At 68.2% G+C, this 17,385-nt stretch carries 12 protein-coding genes; 3 read left to right on the top strand and 9 right to left on the bottom strand.

Translation table 11 applies throughout. From position 1 onward, the window contains the following. The first annotated feature begins 13 nt into the window (after nucleotides 1-13). Nucleotides 14-802 (top strand): HAD-IIB family hydrolase, encoded by a 789-nt coding sequence (locus tag J2W36_RS02535; RefSeq protein WP_307688424.1) that lies wholly within the window; start codon nucleotides 14-16, stop codon nucleotides 800-802. A gap of 25 nt (nucleotides 803-827) precedes the next feature. Here the strand turns inward: J2W36_RS02535 and J2W36_RS02530 are convergent, their stop codons facing one another. Beyond that, a complete protein-coding gene (locus J2W36_RS02530) occupies nucleotides 828-2,072 on the bottom strand; it encodes an MFS transporter (protein WP_307688100.1) in 1,245 nt (414 codons plus the stop codon). 88 nt (nucleotides 2,073-2,160) lie between these two features. Between J2W36_RS02530 and J2W36_RS02525 the strand changes: the two genes are divergently transcribed. Then, nucleotides 2,161-2,736 (top strand): TetR/AcrR family transcriptional regulator, encoded by a 576-nt coding sequence (locus J2W36_RS02525; protein ID WP_307688099.1) that lies wholly within the window; start codon nucleotides 2,161-2,163, stop codon nucleotides 2,734-2,736. Here the strand turns inward: J2W36_RS02525 and J2W36_RS02520 are convergent, their stop codons facing one another. The 8 genes from J2W36_RS02520 to J2W36_RS02485 all read right to left on the bottom strand — a co-directional run bounded on the left by J2W36_RS02520 (nucleotide 2,737) and on the right by J2W36_RS02485 (nucleotide 14,450). Continuing rightward, nucleotides 2,737-3,711, bottom strand: coding sequence for a tripartite tricarboxylate transporter substrate binding protein (locus J2W36_RS02520; RefSeq protein WP_307688098.1), 975 nt, complete (start codon nucleotides 3,709-3,711; stop codon nucleotides 2,737-2,739). Between the two features lie 171 nt (nucleotides 3,712-3,882). Further along, on the bottom strand, nucleotides 3,883-9,591 hold the full coding sequence (gene uvrA / locus J2W36_RS02515) for an excinuclease ABC subunit UvrA (RefSeq protein WP_307688097.1): 5,709 nt from the start codon (nucleotides 9,589-9,591) through the stop codon (nucleotides 3,883-3,885). Between the two features lie 130 nt (nucleotides 9,592-9,721). Further along, nucleotides 9,722-9,880 (bottom strand): hypothetical protein, encoded by a 159-nt coding sequence (locus J2W36_RS02510; RefSeq protein ID WP_307688096.1) that lies wholly within the window; start codon nucleotides 9,878-9,880, stop codon nucleotides 9,722-9,724. A 226-nt stretch (nucleotides 9,881-10,106) separates the two neighbouring features. Further along, the gene (locus tag J2W36_RS02505; protein ID WP_307688095.1) at nucleotides 10,107-11,801 is read right to left on the bottom strand and encodes an MFS transporter; all 1,695 of its coding nucleotides are present in this window, start codon (nucleotides 11,799-11,801) and stop codon (nucleotides 10,107-10,109) included. A 130-nt stretch (nucleotides 11,802-11,931) separates the two neighbouring features. After that, nucleotides 11,932-12,588, bottom strand: a complete 657-nt coding sequence (locus tag J2W36_RS02500) for a 2-hydroxychromene-2-carboxylate isomerase (protein ID WP_307688094.1) — start codon at nucleotides 12,586-12,588, stop codon at nucleotides 11,932-11,934. After that, complete coding sequence (locus tag J2W36_RS02495; RefSeq protein ID WP_307688093.1) at nucleotides 12,585-12,857, bottom strand: DUF1289 domain-containing protein; 273 nt, start codon at nucleotides 12,855-12,857, stop codon at nucleotides 12,585-12,587. Before J2W36_RS02495 ends, J2W36_RS02500 begins: the two co-directional genes overlap by 4 nt. After that, entirely contained in the window at nucleotides 12,854-13,342 is a 489-nt protein-coding gene (locus J2W36_RS02490; protein WP_307688092.1) for a YbaK/EbsC family protein, read from the bottom strand. Before J2W36_RS02490 ends, J2W36_RS02495 begins: the two co-directional genes overlap by 4 nt. Nucleotides 13,343-13,445: 103 nt before the next feature. Then, nucleotides 13,446-14,450, bottom strand: a complete 1,005-nt coding sequence (locus tag J2W36_RS02485; RefSeq protein WP_307688091.1) for a LacI family DNA-binding transcriptional regulator — start codon at nucleotides 14,448-14,450, stop codon at nucleotides 13,446-13,448. Nucleotides 14,451-14,784: 334 nt separating this feature from the next. Here J2W36_RS02485 and ptsP point away from each other — a divergent pair, with 334 nt between their 5' ends. Further along, on the top strand, nucleotides 14,785-17,355 hold the full coding sequence (ptsP, locus tag J2W36_RS02480) for a phosphoenolpyruvate--protein phosphotransferase (RefSeq protein ID WP_307688090.1): 2,571 nt from the start codon (nucleotides 14,785-14,787) through the stop codon (nucleotides 17,353-17,355). Nucleotides 17,356-17,385: the final 30 nt, after the last annotated feature.

Here is a 17,385-nt window from a genome sequence, read left to right as displayed (position 1 = left end):
CCCGCGCCGGACGATGCAGGCTCTGGCGTTGTGGCCTGCCGCGGACGTGGCCCGCCTGACCGGCGTCTTCACCGACATCGACGACACGCTGACCACCGACGGCACCATCACGCCCGACGCCTTGCAGGCGCTCGCGGACCTGAAAGCCGTGGGCGTGTCGGTGATCGCCATCACGGGGCGGCCGGTGGGTTGGAGCGAGCCCTTTGCCCGCAGCTGGCCGGTCGATGCCATCGTCGCGGAAAACGGTGCCGTGGCGCTGGTGCGCGGCCCAGACGGCGAGCTTGCCAAGCACTACCAGCAGGACCTGGCCACGCGAACAGCCAACTTCGCGCGCATGCAGCAGGTGCTCGCGCGCATCGAGGCCGAAGTGCCCGGTGCCCGGCGTGCCACCGACTCGGCAGGCCGTGAATGCGACATCGCGATCGACCACAGCGAATTCACGCAACTGACCGAAGCGCAGATCGCCGCGGTGGTGGCGCTGATGCAGGGCGAAGGCATGCACGCGACGGTGAGCAGCATCCACATCAACGGCTGGTACGGCGATCACAACAAGCTCGAGGGCGCGCGCTGGATCGTGCGGGAACTGCTGGGTCGCACGCTGGATGCCGAGCGAGACCGCTGGGTCTATGTCGGCGATTCCACCAACGACCAGTTGATGTTCGAGGCTTTCGCCCACAGCATCGGCGTTGCCAACATTGCGCGCTTCGTGCCGGTGCTTGAGCACCTGCCGCGCTACGTGACGCAGGGCGAGCGCGGTGCGGGCTTTGCCGAAGTGGCGAGGGCCGTGCTCGCGGCGCGCTGAGCCGGCGGACGTCGACGAACCAGCGTCAGAGGGAGCGACGGCCGTCCCGCCCTGCCGCCCCCTGCAGCATGGCCCCCACCACGGCCAGCGCCAGCAGGAGCACCGCGTAACCACGTACTGTCGCCAACAGCCCGAACGGCGCGACCAGGAAGCCAGCCACCATGGCCGGCAGGCTGAAAGCGAGATAGCTTGCAACGAAGATCGCGGCGAACAGTTCGCCACGCTCACCGGGTTGCGCCAAAGGCGCCAGGGTCTGGATCGTGGCCGAGAAAGCGGCGCCGAAACCGATGCCGGCCACCGCCGTGCCCGCGAAGAAAAGTCCAAGCGAGCGCGTGCCGATGGCGCCAAGCAACAGCCCCAGTCCGAGCGCGATGGCAGCCATGCCGATGGCCGCGATCCGCGCGGGCGAGAGCCGTCCCAGCAAGGTGGGCGCGACAGCCCCCACCCCTGAGAGCACGGCGATCGCCAAGCCGTTGACCAGCCCGTTATCGACCTCGAAGACATGCAGCAGCAGCGACGGCACGAGCGACAGAAAAAGGCCGCCGAGCGCCCAGACCGTGACCAGCACCGGTACCGCCCGAACGAAGGCGGTGCGCGCTGCGGCCGGAACTGACACCCGCGGCACCAGCGAGGCGAGCGCGCCGGCCCGTGGGCTGACGCTCTCTGGCACGAAGAGCACCAGCACCGCGCCCAGCGCGAAGCACAGCCCCATCAGGCCGAAAACCCAGGGCACCGGCTGGCTACCGAAGCGCACGGCGGCGCCCGTCGCCAAGGCGCCCACGGCCAGCCCCGCCAGCGGCGCCACGCTGCCGACCAGCGCACCCAAGCGCTTGCGGGCTGCGGGCGCGGCCTCCACCACGGCGGCACTCAGCGCGCCGCTCGCGATGCCGGTGGCCACGCCTTGCACGATGCGCGCGGCGATCAGGCCGCCGATCCCGCGCGCCAGCAGGAACATCCCCATGGCCACGGCCTGCAGCACCAGCGCCGCGAACACAACCGGGCGCCGGCCGATGTGATCGGACAGCGATCCCGCCACCACGAGCGAGAGCATCAGCGCCAGCGCGTAGACCGCGAACGCGACCGTGAGCATCGAGGACGAGAAGCCCCAGGCATGCTGGAACACCACGAACAGCGGCGACGGCGCGCTGGCGGCGAAGAAAAATGCGAACAGGACCGTGGCCAACAAGCCGAACGCAAGGTTGGACGGCAGGCGCCACGGCGTGACGGACCTGCGGGTCGTCGGGTGGAAGCGAGAAAAGATGTCCAACATGCCTGAACCTTAAAGCGAAGAATTTCGCTTTTGAGATTGTAAGCACAGCACAAGACTAACGCAAAACTTGTTGCGTTAAAGTACCACCATGAACACCCACACAGTTCAAGTCAAACGCCCCGGGGGCCGTAGCGCCCATGTGCAGGCGCAGGTGCGAGCCGCACTCGAAGCGCTGGTGGCCGAGGAGGGGCGCGAGCGCGTCACCGTGCCTGCAGTGGCCGAACGTGCCGGCGTGAGCGCTTCCAGCATCTACCGGCGCTGGGGCGACCTCTCGGGACTGCTGGCCGAAACTGCGACGGCACGGCTCGACCCGAATCGGCCGCTGCCGGACACAGGCGACCTGCGCCGGGACCTCGAAGCATGGGCCCGCGAGCTGATCGCGCACATGACTCAGCCGGGGCACAAGGCCCTGCTCAAGGCAGCGGCCGCGCTGGACAACCAGGAAGACACGCACTGCCTGCGCAACCGCAAGGTCGAGGCCGGCGTGATGATCGAGCGAGCCCATCGCCGTGGCGAACCCACGCTCGCGCCGCAGCAGGTGATCGACCACCTGGTGGCACCGATCGTGTTTCGGCTGCTGTTCGGTGCAGACGCCGTGACGCCAGCGCTGGCCGAGACGCTGGTGGCGGCGCTGTTCCGGGCGGCAGCGCCCGCAGACCGCTGATCAAGGCGCCTTGGCCAGCCCCAGTTTCTCGATGACGGCCTTCTCGCGCACCACCGTGTCCTGTGCGAACTTGGTGTATTCGGCCGAGCTCATGTAGTTGGGCAGCATGTCGTAGCGGCCGAGCGATGCGACGTAGCTGGGCTCCTCCATCGCCTGCTTGAAGGCATCGTGCAGCTTCTTGACCACCTCGGGCGGCGTGCCCTTGGGTGCGCCGATGCCGAACGGCGAGTTCTGGACGATGTCGTAGCCCAGCTCCTTCAGCGTGGGCGCGTCGGGAAACTTGGCCAGGCGCTTCTCGCCCCAGGTGTTGAGCACGCGCAGCTTGCCCGCCTCGACCTGCGGCGCAAAACCGGTGCTGTCCACGGCCGCCATCAGTTGGCCGCTGACCACTGCCAGCATCAGGTCAGCGCTGCCCTTGTAGGGCACGTGCTGCAGCTGGATGCCGGCCTTCTGCGCCACCAGTTCCGTCGTCAGGTGCGGGCTGGTCAGCGTGCCGGTGGAGCCATAGGTCAACTTGCCGGGGTTCGCCTTGGCATAGTTCACGAAGTCCTGCCAGTTCTTGAACGGGCTGTCTGCAGGCACCACCACGCCGAACGCGTAGCCGGTGACGTTGATCACGTAGCTGATGTCCTTGATCGGGTCCCAGTTGATCTTGGTCGTGTAGCCCAGGCGAAACACGCCCAGCGGAATCTGCGCGACCGTGTAGCCGTCGGGCTGGGAGATCTGCAACGCCTGTGCCGGCAGCGTGCCACCGGCACCCGGCTTGTTGTCGATGATGACGGGCTGGCCCAAGATCTTCGAAGCATTCTCGGCCAGCTGGCGCATCGTGATGTCGGTGGGGCCGCCCGCCGGAAAGGCGATCACGAGCTTGATGGGGCGCGTGGGAAAGTTCTGGGCCTGGGCCGCAAACGGTGCGAGCGCGGCGGCGCTGGCGAGCGTGGCGGCACCGAGAGACAGCAGATAACGTCGTTGCATGGAGCGTGGGTTTCCTGGGGAATGGCTTGAAAACCCCATTGGGCCGAGCGAAACGCCCTCGCACAATCGGTGACTGCCCTCGGCAGTCACCTTGGCGTCAGGTCGCAGTCAGCATGCAGCAGTGAAACGGCCGCGCCTCACCCTGACACCGCGCCCCCATCCGCCGTGCCTTCACCGCGCCAGCACAGGCGCCAGCGCCACGCCCGTGTGCGTGCCCAGCCGCACCACCGCTTCGGGCGTGTCCGCCGCCACCACACGCCCGCCGCCGTTGCCGCCCTCGGGACCGAGGTCGATCAGCCAGTCGGCTTCGGCGATCACGTCGAGGTCGTGTTCGATGACGACCACACTGTGGCCCGCGTTCACCAGCCGGTGCAGCACGTGGATCAGCTTCTCGACGTCCGCCATGTGCAGGCCGACCGTCGGCTCGTCGAGCACGTACAGCGTGTGCGGCGCCTTCTGCCCGCGGCGCGTGACGTCGTCGCGCACCTTGCTCAGTTCGGTCACCAGCTTGATGCGCTGGGCCTCGCCACCCGACAGCGTGGGCGACGGCTGTCCCAGGGTGAGATAGCCCAGGCCCACGTCCTTGAGCAATTGCAGCGGATGGGCGATGTTGGGCATCGAGGCGAAGAAGTCGACCGCCTCGTCCACCTCCATCTGCAGCACGTCGCCGATGCTCTTGCCACGCCAGCTCACCGCCAGCGTCTCGGGATTGAAGCGCGCGCCATGGCAGACCTCGCAAGGCACCTTCACGTCGGGCAGGAAGCTCATCGCGATGGTACGGATGCCCGCGCCGTCGCAGCCGGGGCAACGGCCTTCGCCGGTGTTGAAGCTGAAGCGCGCCGGCGCATAGCCGCGCGCCTTGGCCTCCAGCGTGTCGGCGAATAGCTTGCGGATCGTGTCCCAGAAACCGATGTAGGTCGCCGGGCAGCTGCGCGGCGTCTTGCCAATGGGCGTCTGGTCGACCTCGAGCACGCGGTCGATGGTCTCGTAGCCGTCCACGCCCCGGCAACCCGACCAGGCGGGCCGCTTGCCGGCGGCATCGGCATCGCGGCCCGCCTTGGTCATGCGCTGGACCACGACAGCCTGGACGTTGGCCAGAAGCACATCGCGCGCGAGCGTCGACTTGCCCGAGCCGCTCACGCCGGTGATCGCCACCAGGCGATGCAGCGGCAGCGTGGACGTCACGTCCTGCAGGTTGTGCAGATCGGCGCCGCGCACGGTGAGCCAGTCGGGCGCGCCAGGCTCCGGCGGCGGCACCAGGCGGCGCGTCTGCAGCGGATGCCGGATCGCATCGCGCAGATAGCGACCGGTCTGCGAATCGGACGCCGCCTCGATGTCGGCCACCGAGCCTTCGGCCACCAGTCGGCCACCGCGCTTGCCCGCGCTCGGCCCGATGTCGATGATGTGGTCGGCGCGGCGAATGGTGTCTTCATCGTGCTCCACCACCACCAGCGTGTTGCCCTTCTCGCCCAGCTTGTGCAGTGCGTTGAGCAGGATGCGGTTGTCGCGTGCATGCAGGCCGATGGTCGGCTCGTCGAGCACGTAGCACACGCCTTGCAGGTTGCTGCCCAACTGCGCCGCCAGCCGGATGCGCTGGGCCTCGCCGCCCGAGAGCGTGGGCGCACCCCGGTCCAGCGTGAGGTAGCCCAGGCCGACCTCCTCCAGGAATTCGAGGCGGCTCTTGATCTCCGGCACCAGGTCGCGCGCGATCTCGGCCTCGCGCCCACTCAGCGTGAGCTGCTCGAACCAGGCGCGGATGTCGCTCACGCTCATGCGCGCGATCTCGGCGATGCCGATGCCCGCCGGGCCGAAGTGCACCGCGCGGGCCACCGCATTCAGACGCGTGCCTTCGCAGGTCGGGCAGACCGTGTCACCCACATCTTCGGCTTCGGGCTCGGCAAACGTCTGCTCCCGGCCCTTCTGGTCGTCGGCCAGCACCGAATCGTCGTAGACCTTGCGTTGGTCCTTCGTGAGCTTGACGCCAGTACCCACGCAGTCGGGGCACCAGCCATGCTTGCTGTTGTAGCTGAACAGGCGCGGATCGAGCTCGGCGTAGCTCGTGCTGCACACCGGGCAGGCGCGCAGCGTGGAGAACACCTGCGTGCGGCCGATGCCCGCGGTCGGCGCGCCGGCTTCCATGGCGGCGCGCAATCCGCCGATGTCGCTCATCACATGCAGCACGCCCTTGCCGTGTTCCAGCGTCTTGCGCAACGACTCGCGCAGCAGCAGCTCGTTTTCTGCCGACACGTCCAGGCTCGCCACGGGCAGCTCGATGCTGTGCTCCTTGAAGCGATCCAGGCGCGGGAAATTCGTGGTCGGCAGAAAGCCGTCATCGACCCGCAGGTGCGTGAAGCCGCGTGGACGCGCCCAGTCGGCCAGCTCGGTGTAGACGCCCTTGCGGTTGCTCACCAAGGGCGCGAGCAGGCCGATGTGCTGGCCCTTGAAGTTCTTCAGCAGTTGCGCCGCGATGCTGTCGGGTGTCTGCGGCTGCACGGCTGCGCCGTCGTGGATGCAGTGTTGCGTGCCCAGCTTGACGTACAGCAGCCGCAGGAAGTGCCACACCTCGGTGGTCGTGCCCACCGTGCTCTTGCGGCCGCCGCGCGACAGGCGCTGCTCGATGGCCACCGTCGGCGGAATGCCGTAGACCGCGTCCACCTCGGGGCGGCCCGCCGGCTGCACGATGCTGCGCGCATACGCGTTGAGCGATTCGAGGTAACGCCGCTGCCCTTCGTTGAACAGGATGTCGAAGGCCAGCGTCGACTTGCCCGAGCCGCTCACGCCCGTCACCACGCTGAACTTGCCGCGCGGAATATCGACGCTCAGGTTCTTCAGGTTGTGCTCGCGCGCGTTGACGATCTGGATCGCCTCGCGGCCCATCGCCGGCAGGGCGCGTGGCTGCGGCTCGCGCGCAGCAAAGCGCGACGGTCCCAGAGCCAGTTCGTAGTCGCGCAGCGCGTCGCCGGTGGACGTGCCCGTCATCTCGCGCACCTGTTCGGGTGTGCCGACCGCAACGATCCGCCCGCCACCGTCACCCCCCTCGGGGCCCAAGTCGATCAGCCAGTCGCTCGCGCGGATGACATCGAGGTTGTGCTCGATCACGACCAGCGAATGGCCCGCATCGAGCAGCTTGCGCAGCGCGCGCATGAGGCGCGCGATGTCGTCGAAATGCAGGCCCGTCGTGGGTTCGTCGAACAGGAACAGCGTGCCCTTGCGTGCCAGCGCCTGACGGCTGGCCGTCGTGCCCTTGACCGCATCTGCGAGGAAGCCCGCCAGCTTCAGGCGCTGCGCCTCGCCACCCGACAGCGTCGGCACGGGCTGGCCCAGCTTCACATAGTCGAGGCCGACGTCGACGATCGGCTGCAGCACGCGCAGCACCTCGCGGTCGAAGCTGAAGAGCGCTGCGGCCTCGGCCACGGTGAGGTCCAGCACATCGGCCACATTGAGCTTGCGGTTGCCGCGCTCGATCGTGACCTCCAGGATCTCGGGGCGATAGCGCTTGCCGTCGCAGTCCGGGCAGCGCAGGTACACGTCGGAGAGGAATTGCATCTCCACGTGCTCGAAACCCGAGCCGCCGCAGGTCGGACAGCGGCCATCGCCGCTGTTGAAGCTGAACTTGCTGCCGGTGTAGCCGCGCTGGCGCGACAGCGGCGCAGTGGCGAAGATCTCGCGCACGGCATCCCACGCGCCGACATAGCTCGCGGGGTTGGAGCGCGCGGTCTTGCCGATGGGCGACTGGTCGACGAAAACGACGTCGCTCAGGTGGTCCGCGCCGAGCAGCCGGTCGTGCAGGCCCGGCGTTTCCGTGGCCTTGCCGAAGTGACGCATGAGCGCTGGTGCCAGCACGTCCTGCACCAGCGTCGACTTGCCCGAACCACTCACGCCAGTGACGACCACCAGGCGCTGCAGGGGAATGTCGACCGTCAGGTTCTGCAGGTTGTGCTCGCGCGCGCCTTCGAGGATGAGGCGCGGCGTGCTGTCGGTGACGGCGCGCTTGAAACCCATGCCGATCTGCTTGCGGCCCCCCAGGTAGTCGCCCGTCAAAGTCGGCGCGTTGCGCAGCGCGTCGGTGGTGCCGTCGAAAACGATCTGGCCACCGCGAATGCCGGGGCCCGGGCCCATGTCGATCACACGGTCGGCCGCGAGCATCACGGCCGGGTCATGCTCGACCACCACCAGCGTGTTGCCCGCGTCGCGCAGACGCAGCATGGCCTCGGTGATGCGGTTCATGTCGCGCGGATGCAGGCCGATGCTGGGCTCGTCGAGCACGAACAGCGTGTTGACCAGCGAGGTGCCGAGTGCGGTCGTGAGGTTGATGCGCTGCACCTCGCCGCCGCTGAGCGTGCGGCTCTGGCGGTCGAGCGTCAGGTAGCCGATGCCCACGTCGTGCAGGTAGCGCAGGCGCGTGGTGATTTCCTCGAACAGCAGCTTGAGCGCCTGGGCGTCGCCTTCGTTGGCATTCGCGCCGTTGCCGCGGCGCTCGATGCCATCGAAGAACTTCCGCAGTCGCTCGATCGGCAGCATCATCAGGTCGTGCAGGCACAGCCCGGGCAACGCTTCGAGCTGATCGCGCGACCACTTCACGCCCACGGGCATGAAGCGCCTGGCCGGCGCGAGCACGGCGTCGGCGTCGGCCTTGCTGCCCATGCGCCAGAGCAGGGGCTCCAGCTTCAGGCGCGCACCGGCGCAGTCCGGGCATGGCGTGTAGCTGCGGTACTTGGACAGCAGCACGCGGATGTGCATCTTGTACGCCTTGCTCTCCAGGTAGCCGAAGAAGCGCTTGATGCCGTACCACTGCTGATTCCACTTGCCCTTGTAGTTGGGCGAGCCGTCGAGCACCCAGTCCTTCTGTTCCTGCGTAAGCTTGGCCCAGGGCGTATCGCGCGGGATGCCGGCGTCTTCGGCATGGCGCATGAGGTCGTCCTGCGCCTCTTTCCAAGCCGGCGTCTGGATGGTCTTGATGGCGCCAGCGCGCAGCGTGAGCTTGTCGTTGGGAATGACCAGCCCGAAATCCACGCCGATCACGCGGCCGAAGCCACGGCAGGTCTCACAGGCGCCGACCGCCGAATTGAAGGAGAACATCGACGGAATCGGATCGCTGTAGCGCACGTCGCTCTCGGGACAATGCAGCCCGGTCGAGAACTTCCATATCTCCGGCTCGGCGCCCTCTTGCGAAGGCAACGCATACACCGTCAGCCGGCCCCCGCCGCGCTTGAGGCCCGTCTCGATCGCCTCGAGCACGCGCACGCGCTCGGTCCCCGCCAGGCGGAACCGGTCGGCCACCACGTCGAGCACTTTGCGCGGGCCGGTCGGCGTGGCGATTTCGCGCTCGGCCTGCACCCGCGTGAAGCCGCTGGCCGACAGCCATTGCGTGATTTCATCGGGCGTGGTGGACGCAGGCAGCTCGACCGGAAAGGTCACGACGACGCGCGCATCGCCGGCGGCCGCCGCCCGCTCGGCCAGGGTGGCATAGATGGTGTCGGGCGAATCGTGGCGCACGGGCAGCGCCGTCTCGCGATCGAACAACTGCGAGGCCCGCGCGTAGAGCAGCTTCAGGTGGTCGTTGAGCTCGGTCATCGTGCCGACCGTGGAACGCGAGGAGCGCACCGGGTTGGTCTGGTCGATGGCGATGGCGGGCGGCACGCCCTCCACCCTGTCGACGGCCGGCTTGTCCATGCGGTCGAGGAACTGGCGCGCGTAGGCCGAGAAGGTCTCGACGTAGCGACGTTGGCCTTCCGCATAGAGGGTGTCGAACACGAGGCTCGACTTGCCCGAGCCGCTGGGCCCGGTGACCACGGTCATCTCGCCGGTGCGGATGTCGAGATCGAGGTTCTGGAGATTGTGCTGGCGTGCGCCGCGGATCCGGATGGTGCCCTGTGTCATGCGTGCCTTGGGGGTGGGGCAGACATTCTAGGGACGGGCACATGGCGGCGCCATGGCAGGGTCTTGCGCGGCCGCGTGTCAGCCACCGCGCCGTGCCAGAACAAGTGACCGGGGCGCTGGGCCCTGCGTTTTATTTCGGCGCGCTGGCAGCCGAGGCGGCCGGTTCAGGCGCGTGCAGCGCATCCGACCCATGCTTTTCGCCCGACATGTCGACCTTGTCGCCGGCTTTCATGATCACGAACAAGGCGAGCGCAGCAAAGATGACGAAGCCGACGACGATTTTCCACATGGCGGGGAGTCTCCTGGTTGTAAATAAATAAAAGCAAAGCGGCTCAAGAAAAAGGCCTCATGCAGCCTCGGCGCATGAAGCCCCTTTGTTCAACGGCACCCCCCTCTTCAGCGGCACCCAGTCGTTCAGGGAAACACCGCGGAACCGGCTTCGCCGGGTCGTTGGTGTTGCCCCCTGCAAGGGGTGGGCGGGCGGCTACGCGAAGCGAGCAAGCCTGGGGGAATGCTCAGTCATTGGCGTAGATGTCCACGTCCTTCGTTTCCTTGATGAAGATCGTGCCGATGACGAGCGTGACGCCCGCGATGATGATCGGATACCAGAGGCCGTTGTACATGTTGCCGGTGCTCGCCACGATGGCGAAGGCGGTGGTGGGCAGCAGGCCGCCGAACCAGCCGTTGCCGATGTGGTACGGCAGGCTCATCGAGGTGTAGCGGATGCGCGTGGGGAACATCTCGACCAGCATGGCGGCGATGGGGCCATAGACCATGGTCACGAGCAGCACCAGCCAGAACAGCAGCGCCACGGTCAGCACCTTGTTCATCTTGGCCGGGTCGGCCTTGGCCGGGTAGCCGGCGATCTTCAGATCGTCGCCGACTTCCTTCTTGAAGGCCGCAATGGACTTGGCCGACGCCTCGTCGAACTTCAGGTTGACGACGTTGCCCGTGGGCGCCGACACCGTCTTGTCGCCAATCTTCACCACCGCGGGCGAGCCCGCCGGACCGGCCACGTTTTCATAGCTCACCGAGTTCTGCACGAGGTAGCGCTTGGCGATGTCGCAGGAGCTGCTGAAGTCGATCTCGCGGGCCACCGGGTTGCCCTGGAAGGAGCAGCTGGCCGGGTCGGCCGTGACCGTCACGCCGGCCGTGGCCTGCGCGCGCGCCAGGTCGGGGTTGGCGGCCTCGGTGATCATCTTGAAAACCGGGAAGTAGGTGACCACCGCCAGCAGGCAACCGGCCATGATGATGGGCTTGCGGCCGATCTTGTCGGACAGCATACCGAACACGACGAAGAACGGCGTGCCCAGCAGCAGGGCCGCAGCGATCATCAGGTTGGCGGCGGTTGCGTCGACCTTCAGTTGGGCCGTGAGGAAGAACAGCGCATAGAACTGGCCTGTGTACCAGACCACGGCTTGGCCGGCGGTCAGGCCGACCAGCGCCAGTATGACGATCTTCAGGTTCTTCCACTCGCCGAAGGACTCGGACAGCGGGGCCTTCGAGGTCTTGCCCTCGGCCTTCATCTTCTGGAAGGCCGGCGACTCCGACAGCGACAGGCGGATCCACACCGACACGCCGAGCAGCAGGATCGAGACGAGGAAAGGAATGCGCCAGGCCCAGTCGGCGAAGGCTGCTTCCCCCACCGCCAGCCGCACGCCCAGGATGACCAGCAGGCTCAGGAAGAGACCCAGCGTGGCCGTCGTCTGGATCCACGAGGTGTAGGCGCCGCGCTTGCCGTGCGGCGCGTGTTCCGCGACGTAGGTGGCGGCACCGCCGTACTCGCCGCCGAGCGCCAGGCCCTGCAGCATGCGCAGTGCGATCAGGATGACGGGGGCGGCGACACCGATGGTGGCGTAGCTGGGCAGCAGGCCGACAATGAAGGTCGACAGGCCCATGATCAGGATGGTGACCAGGAAGGTGTACTTGCGGCCGATCATGTCGCCCAGGCGGCCGAACACGATGGCGCCGAAGGGCCGCACCAGGAAGCCGGCCGCGAAGGCCAGCAGCGCGAAGATGAAGGCGGCGCCCGCATCCAGACCGCTGAAGAACTGGCGCGCGATGATCGCCGCCAGCGAACCGTAGAGGTAGAAGTCGTACCACTCGAACACGGTGCCCAGCGAGGAGGCGAAGATGACCTTCCTCTCCTCATTGGACATGGGCCGAGGCGCCGGGTGCGGTAGGCCGCGGGAATCTAACGTGGCTGCCATTGCTTGTCTCCTAAGAATATTGCGGCCCCTGCCAGGAACCGTGACCCATTCTTGGAGTGGCGACTGACCCGAGCCTTGCGCCAAACTGAACCTTCGCTGACGGTTTAGGGTGAAACCCGCGCAGCGCGTTTCAGGATGCAGGAATTGGGCGATTGCTGCGCAGCAGCGAAGGCCGGCGATCGGCCTCGTCCCATTGCGGCCCATCGAACCAGGCATCGTTTTCGAGTGCCGCGCGCAGCATGGCCAAGCCGTCAAAGCCCCAGAACAACCGGCCGTCGAATTCGAAGGCCGGCACGCCGAACACCCCTGCAGCAATGGCCTGTTCGGTGTTGGCCCTCAACTGCGCACGGGCCGCATCGCCATGGCCGTCGCGCACCTGCGGCAGCCGGGCGGACAGTGCCGCCAGCCGCGCCGCGTCGGTCGCTTCGGCACCACCACGCCAGACGTCGCGGAAGATGAGCTCGGCCACATGGCGGTTGATCGCACCGTCGTGCGTGGTCGCCAGCGCCAGGCGCAGGTGCGGCAACGGGTCATAGGGATGCGAGGCAGGCAGGTCGATCGGAATGCCATGCGCATGGCCCAGCCACAGCACATGGCGATAGGTCCAGGCCCGCTTGGCCGGGATCTGCGCGGGCGCGAGCTGGCCGTGGTGCTGCACGATCGCGCCCAGCAGCACCGGCTGGTAACGCACGCTGTAGCTCAAGCCCTGCAGCGCTTCGGGCAGGTGCTCGAAGGCCAGGTAGGCGTACGGGGAAATGAAGTCGAGATGGAAGGTGATGTGCTTCATGCAGAGGCTCCTTCGCCCGGGCCGGTGGGACCGTCGCCCCAGAGCCCGGTGCGCGCGCGCAGTTCGATGGCGCGCCAGATGCGGCGGCGTGTGGTGTCGTCGGTATGGCCCCAGCCGGCGATCTCGTCCAGGGTGCGCAGACAGCCGGTGCAGAAGCCTTGCGCGGTGTCCATGCGGCAGACCGAGACACAGGGCGACGGCAGGTCGTGCGCGAGCCCCTGGGCCGCCACGGCGCGCCCGGCCAGCACGGCGAGCGGATCGGCGTTCACACCACGTCGGCCACCGGCGCGCCGGTCAGCCGTTCGAGGTCGGCAGGACGCAGGCGCACCACCGCGTGCGGATGACCCGCTGCCGCCCAGACCTCGTCGAAGCGAAAGAGCTCGCGATCGATCAGCGTGACACTGGGCACGAGGTGCGCAAAAGGCGAGACACCGCCGATGGAAAACCCGGTGGTGGCCTTGACGAAGGCTGCATCGGCACGCCCGAGCTTGCCCACGAGGGCCTCCACCTTCTTTTCGTCGACCCGCTTGTCGCCCGACGTGACCACCAGTACCGCCACATCGTCGCTCTTGCGCCGGAAGATGATGCTCTTGGCGATCTGTCCGACCGCCACGCCCAGCGCATCGGCCGCCTGCTGCGCCGTGCGTGCGGCGTCGTCGAGCATCTGCGGGGCATGGGGATGGTCGGCGTCCCGCAAGGCGCGTGCGACGCGCTGGACACTGTCGGACAGGGGATGGAGTTCGGCACCGCACATGGTCATCCAAAGGGCCGCTCGGGCCTTTCCTCAAGAGAAAACCGTGATCTTAGCGAGCGAGGCCCGAACCTGCCGGTTGCGGCGTGGTTCGTCGTTCAGGCCGTCAAGGCAGCGTTGGCGCAGGCGCCGACCTGACGCTGGAGCCACGCACCACCAGCGCGCCTTCCAGCACCACCTGGCGCACGGGGCGCGTGGCGTCCTGCATGCGTTGCAGCAGCAGTTCGGCGGCGGTACGCCCGATGTCGTAGGTCGGCTGGGCCACGGTGGTCACGTCGAGCGCGGGCAGCGCCGTCCAGTCGTTGTTGTCGAAACCGGCCAGGCCGATGTCGTGCGGCGTGCGCAGGCCCGCAGCCTGGATCGCCTGCAGCGCACCGAGCAGGAGAACGCCGTTGGTGACCAGCAGGGCGTCGGGCCGATCGGGCCCCGCCAGCACGTCGGCCGCAGCCTGGACGCCCGCGCGGTGCGTGGGCTCGACCCACACGGGCCGGGGCGTGAGGCCCGCCGCTGCCAGCGCCTGGACATGGCCCGCGTGGCGCTGCTGGCCGGTGGTGCTGTGGGCACCCGCCAGCAGGACGATGCGGCGGTAGCCCGATTGCAGCAGGTGTTCGGTGGCACGGCGCGCCGCCGCCTGGTTGTCCAGCACGACGCGGTCGACCCGCGTGTTCTCGAGCGCACGGTCCACCAGCACCAGCGGGAACGGCCAGGCCTCGGGGCGCAACTGCTGCAGTCCCTGCATGGTGGGCGAGAGGATCACGCCGCTGGCCTGCTCATCGGCCATCAGCTCGAGGTAGGACTGCTCCTTGGCCGGGTTCTCGTCGCTGTTGCACAGGATGAGGCGCAGGCCGTGGCGGTAGGCAACGTCTTCCACGGCGCGGCCCACATCGGTAAAGAAAGGGCTGCGGATGTCCGACACGATCAGCCCGACCAGCGAAGCCCGGCGTTGGCGCAACCGGCGGGCGGCCAGGTTGGGCCGATAGGCCAGTTCGGCGATCGCCTGCTCGACTCGCGTGCGCAGCGCGGCACGCACAGCCTGCGGCGTGCTGAGCACCCGCGAGACGGTGGTGGTCGATACGCCCGCGCGCTGCGCGACGTCCTTGATGCTGGCCAATGTGGAAGCTCCTGAAAAAGCGACTCTGCACGTGCTGCGCTCGGGCGGCATGCCCCTGCGGTTCGCAACACCGCCGCAGCACCATAGATGGTAACGATTTCAAAAAATTCGTCGATAGCGGCTGCAGACGGCCCAAGACCGGGCGCGCAGCGATCGGCTGTGACACCGACGGGTGTTGCGTGAAAACGCAAAGATCTAGGCAAATCTTCCTGTTATTTCATTAGGGTATTCCCTTAATTTTCAGACGACAAGCAGCATCCAGGGTTGCCGTGGGCACACCGCGCATTTCATAATCGGCTTTGGAATCGATACCAAATTTGCAGGAGACATGACCATGTCCACCATTCCGGTCGAAGTCCGCCTGGGCGCGGCACCCCACAACCGAGAAGATGCCGTGCGTGCGGCAGGCGCCTTGCTGGCCGAGGCTGGCCACATCCATCCGGCCTACGTCGACAGCATGCTGCAGCGCGAGAAGGCGGCCAATACCTTCCTGGGCGAGGGTTTGGCCATCCCTCACGGCATGGTGGAAGACAAGCACCTGGTGCTGCGCACCGGCCTGGCCGTGCTGCAGGTGCCTGCGGGCGTGCGCTGGGGCGACGATGCCAAGCAGGCCCGCCTGGTCGTGGCCATCGCCGCCGCCTCGGACGGCCACCTGCAGGTGCTGCGCCGCCTGACCCGCGTGATGCGCGACAGCGCGCTCATGCAGCGCCTGGCCACCACCACCAACGCACAGGACATCATTGGCGCACTGCTCGCCGATGGCCCGGCCGAGTCCAACGGCGGCGCTGCCGCGCTGGAAGACTTTCCGCTGGGCCGCGAGCTGTCGCTCAATTACCCGAGCGGCCTGCATGCCCGCCCGGCAGGCGAATGGGCGCGTGTGGCCGGCCGCTTCCAGTCCCGCGTGCACGTGCGCTGCGGCGACACGGTGGCCGATGCCAAGAGCGTGGCCGCACTGTTGAGCCTGGGTGCCGCCCGCGGCGCTCAGTTGCGCCTGTCGGCACAGGGCAGCGATGCCGCCGCGGCGCTGTCCACCCTGTCGGCCACGATCGCCCGCCTGGGTGATGAGGAGAGCCGCCAGACCGAGCTGTCGGCAGCGCGCCAGGCGCAGGCTCAAGGGTTGGGCCGCGCGCTCGGCGACTGGCAACCCGCCGCGCGCCACACCATCACCGGCATCGCCGCCAGCCCCGGGCTGGTGGTGGGCACGCTGGTGCATGTCGGCGATACGGCGCTGGAAGTCGAAGACCGTTTCACCTCTGTCGCGGCCGAAGCTGCCGCGCTGGACCACGCCTTGACCGCGGCGCTGGACCAGTTGCACGCGCTCGCCGACGAAGCCCGTGCCGGCGGCCGTCAGGAACAGGCCGCCATCTTCACGGCGCACCAGGGCCTGCTGCAGGACGCTGAGCTGCTGCAGGCCGTCAGCCGCAGCGTCGTGCAGCAGCACGGTGCGGCCTGGGCCTGGCGCCACGCCATGGCCGAACGCGTGACCGCGCAGCGCGCGCTGGCCGATGCCACCCTGGCCGCCCGCGCGGCCGACCTGCAGGACGTGGGCGAACGCGTGCTGCGCCACCTGCTGGGCCGCGGCCAGGACGACAGCGCGGCCGCGCCCGCCTGGCCCGACGACGCCATCCTGCTGGCAGACGATATTTCTCCATCGATGGCCGCGCAGGTCGACCCCGCCCGCGTGCGTGGCTTCTGCACGGCACGCGGCGGCCCGACCGCCCATACCGCGATCCTGGCGCGCGCGCTGGGCCTGCCCGCCGTGGTCGCCGCCGGTCCGGCCGTGCTGCCGACCGGCGCCGAGAGCTCGGCCGGCCACGCGCCCGCGGGCACGCCCAGCCTGGCCGGCACCGTCGCCATCCTCGACGGCTATCGCGGTCGCCTGTACGTAGCGCCCAGCGAAATCGCACTGGTCGAGGCACGCACGCACATTGCCCGACTGGCCCGCCTGCAGGAAGAAGAAGCCCGCTCGCGCCAGTTGCCCGCGACCACCACCGATGGCCACACGGTGGAAATCGCGGCCAATGTCAACCGTGCCGACCAGGCCGTCAAGGCACTGGAAGCAGGGGCCGAAGGCGTGGGCCTGATGCGCACCGAGTTCCTCTTCCTCGAACGCGACACCGTGCCCGACGAGGAAGACCAGTACCAGGCCTACCGCGCCATGGTCGAAGCCCTGCACGGCCTGCCACTGGTGGTGCGCACGCTGGACATCGGCGGCGACAAGAAGGTGCCCCACCTGGACCTGCCGGTCGAGGAAAACCCCTTCCTCGGCGTGCGCGGCGCGCGGCTGGCCTTGCGCCGCGACGACCTGCTCGTGCCGCAGTTGCGCGCGCTGTACCGCGCGGCCAAGCACGGCCCGATCCAGATCATGTTCCCGATGATCAGCACCGTGGAAGAGGTGCTCACCCTGCGCGCGCGCATGGAGACCGTCCGCGCCGAACTCGACGCGCCCGCCGTGCCGGTAGGCATCATGATCGAGGTGCCTTCGGCCGCGCTGCTGGCCGACCGGCTGGCCGCGCACGTGGACTTTTTCTCCATCGGCACCAACGACCTGACCCAGTACACGCTGGCCGTGGACCGGCAGCATCCCGAGCTTGCCGGCATGGCCGAGAGCCTGCACCCCTCGGTGCTGCGCCTGGTCGAGCGCACGGTGGCCGGCGCACGCCAGCATGGCCGCTGGGTCGGCGTGTGCGGTGGCCTGGCAGGCGAGCCTCTGGGTGCCGCGCTGCTGGTGGGCCTGGGCGTGGACGAGCTGAGCATGAGCACCAGTGACATCAGCACCGTCAAGGCGCTGCTGCGCCGCCATTCGCTGGCCGAGTTGCAAGACCTTGCGCGCCGCGCGCTCGACGTGGACACCGCCGACGAGGTGCGCGCACTGGGCGCCGCGCTGCGGGCCGTGGATGCCTGAACCATGACAGCCGCCATGACCCCTGCTCCC

It is taken from the genome of Variovorax ginsengisoli (assembly GCF_030811835.1).
In the GTDB taxonomy this organism is placed as follows: domain Bacteria; phylum Pseudomonadota; class Gammaproteobacteria; order Burkholderiales; family Burkholderiaceae_C; genus Variovorax; species Variovorax ginsengisoli_C.
The sequence above is the reverse complement of the archived record's forward strand: the minus strand, read 5'-3'. Positions and strand labels throughout refer to the sequence as shown.

Coding starts and splice junctions, on each gene's coding strand:
- J2W36_RS02500 (WP_307688094.1), bottom strand. CDS start 12,588: ATGAAGCACATCACCTTCCATCTCGACTTCATTTCCCCGTACGCCTAC.
- uvrA (WP_307688097.1), bottom strand. CDS start 9,591: ATGACACAGGGCACCATCCGGATCCGCGGCGCACGCCAGCACAATCTC.
- J2W36_RS02535 (WP_307688424.1), top strand. CDS start 14: ATGCAGGCTCTGGCGTTGTGGCCTGCCGCGGACGTGGCCCGCCTGACC.
- J2W36_RS02510 (WP_307688096.1), bottom strand. CDS start 9,880: ATGTGGAAAATCGTCGTCGGCTTCGTCATCTTTGCTGCGCTCGCCTTG.
- J2W36_RS02525 (WP_307688099.1), top strand. CDS start 2,161: ATGAACACCCACACAGTTCAAGTCAAACGCCCCGGGGGCCGTAGCGCC.
- J2W36_RS02520 (WP_307688098.1), bottom strand. CDS start 3,711: ATGCAACGACGTTATCTGCTGTCTCTCGGTGCCGCCACGCTCGCCAGC.
- J2W36_RS02505 (WP_307688095.1), bottom strand. CDS start 11,801: ATGGCAGCCACGTTAGATTCCCGCGGCCTACCGCACCCGGCGCCTCGG.
- J2W36_RS02530 (WP_307688100.1), bottom strand. CDS start 2,072: ATGTTGGACATCTTTTCTCGCTTCCACCCGACGACCCGCAGGTCCGTC.
- ptsP (WP_307688090.1), top strand. CDS start 14,785: ATGTCCACCATTCCGGTCGAAGTCCGCCTGGGCGCGGCACCCCACAAC.
- J2W36_RS02490 (WP_307688092.1), bottom strand. CDS start 13,342: ATGTGCGGTGCCGAACTCCATCCCCTGTCCGACAGTGTCCAGCGCGTC.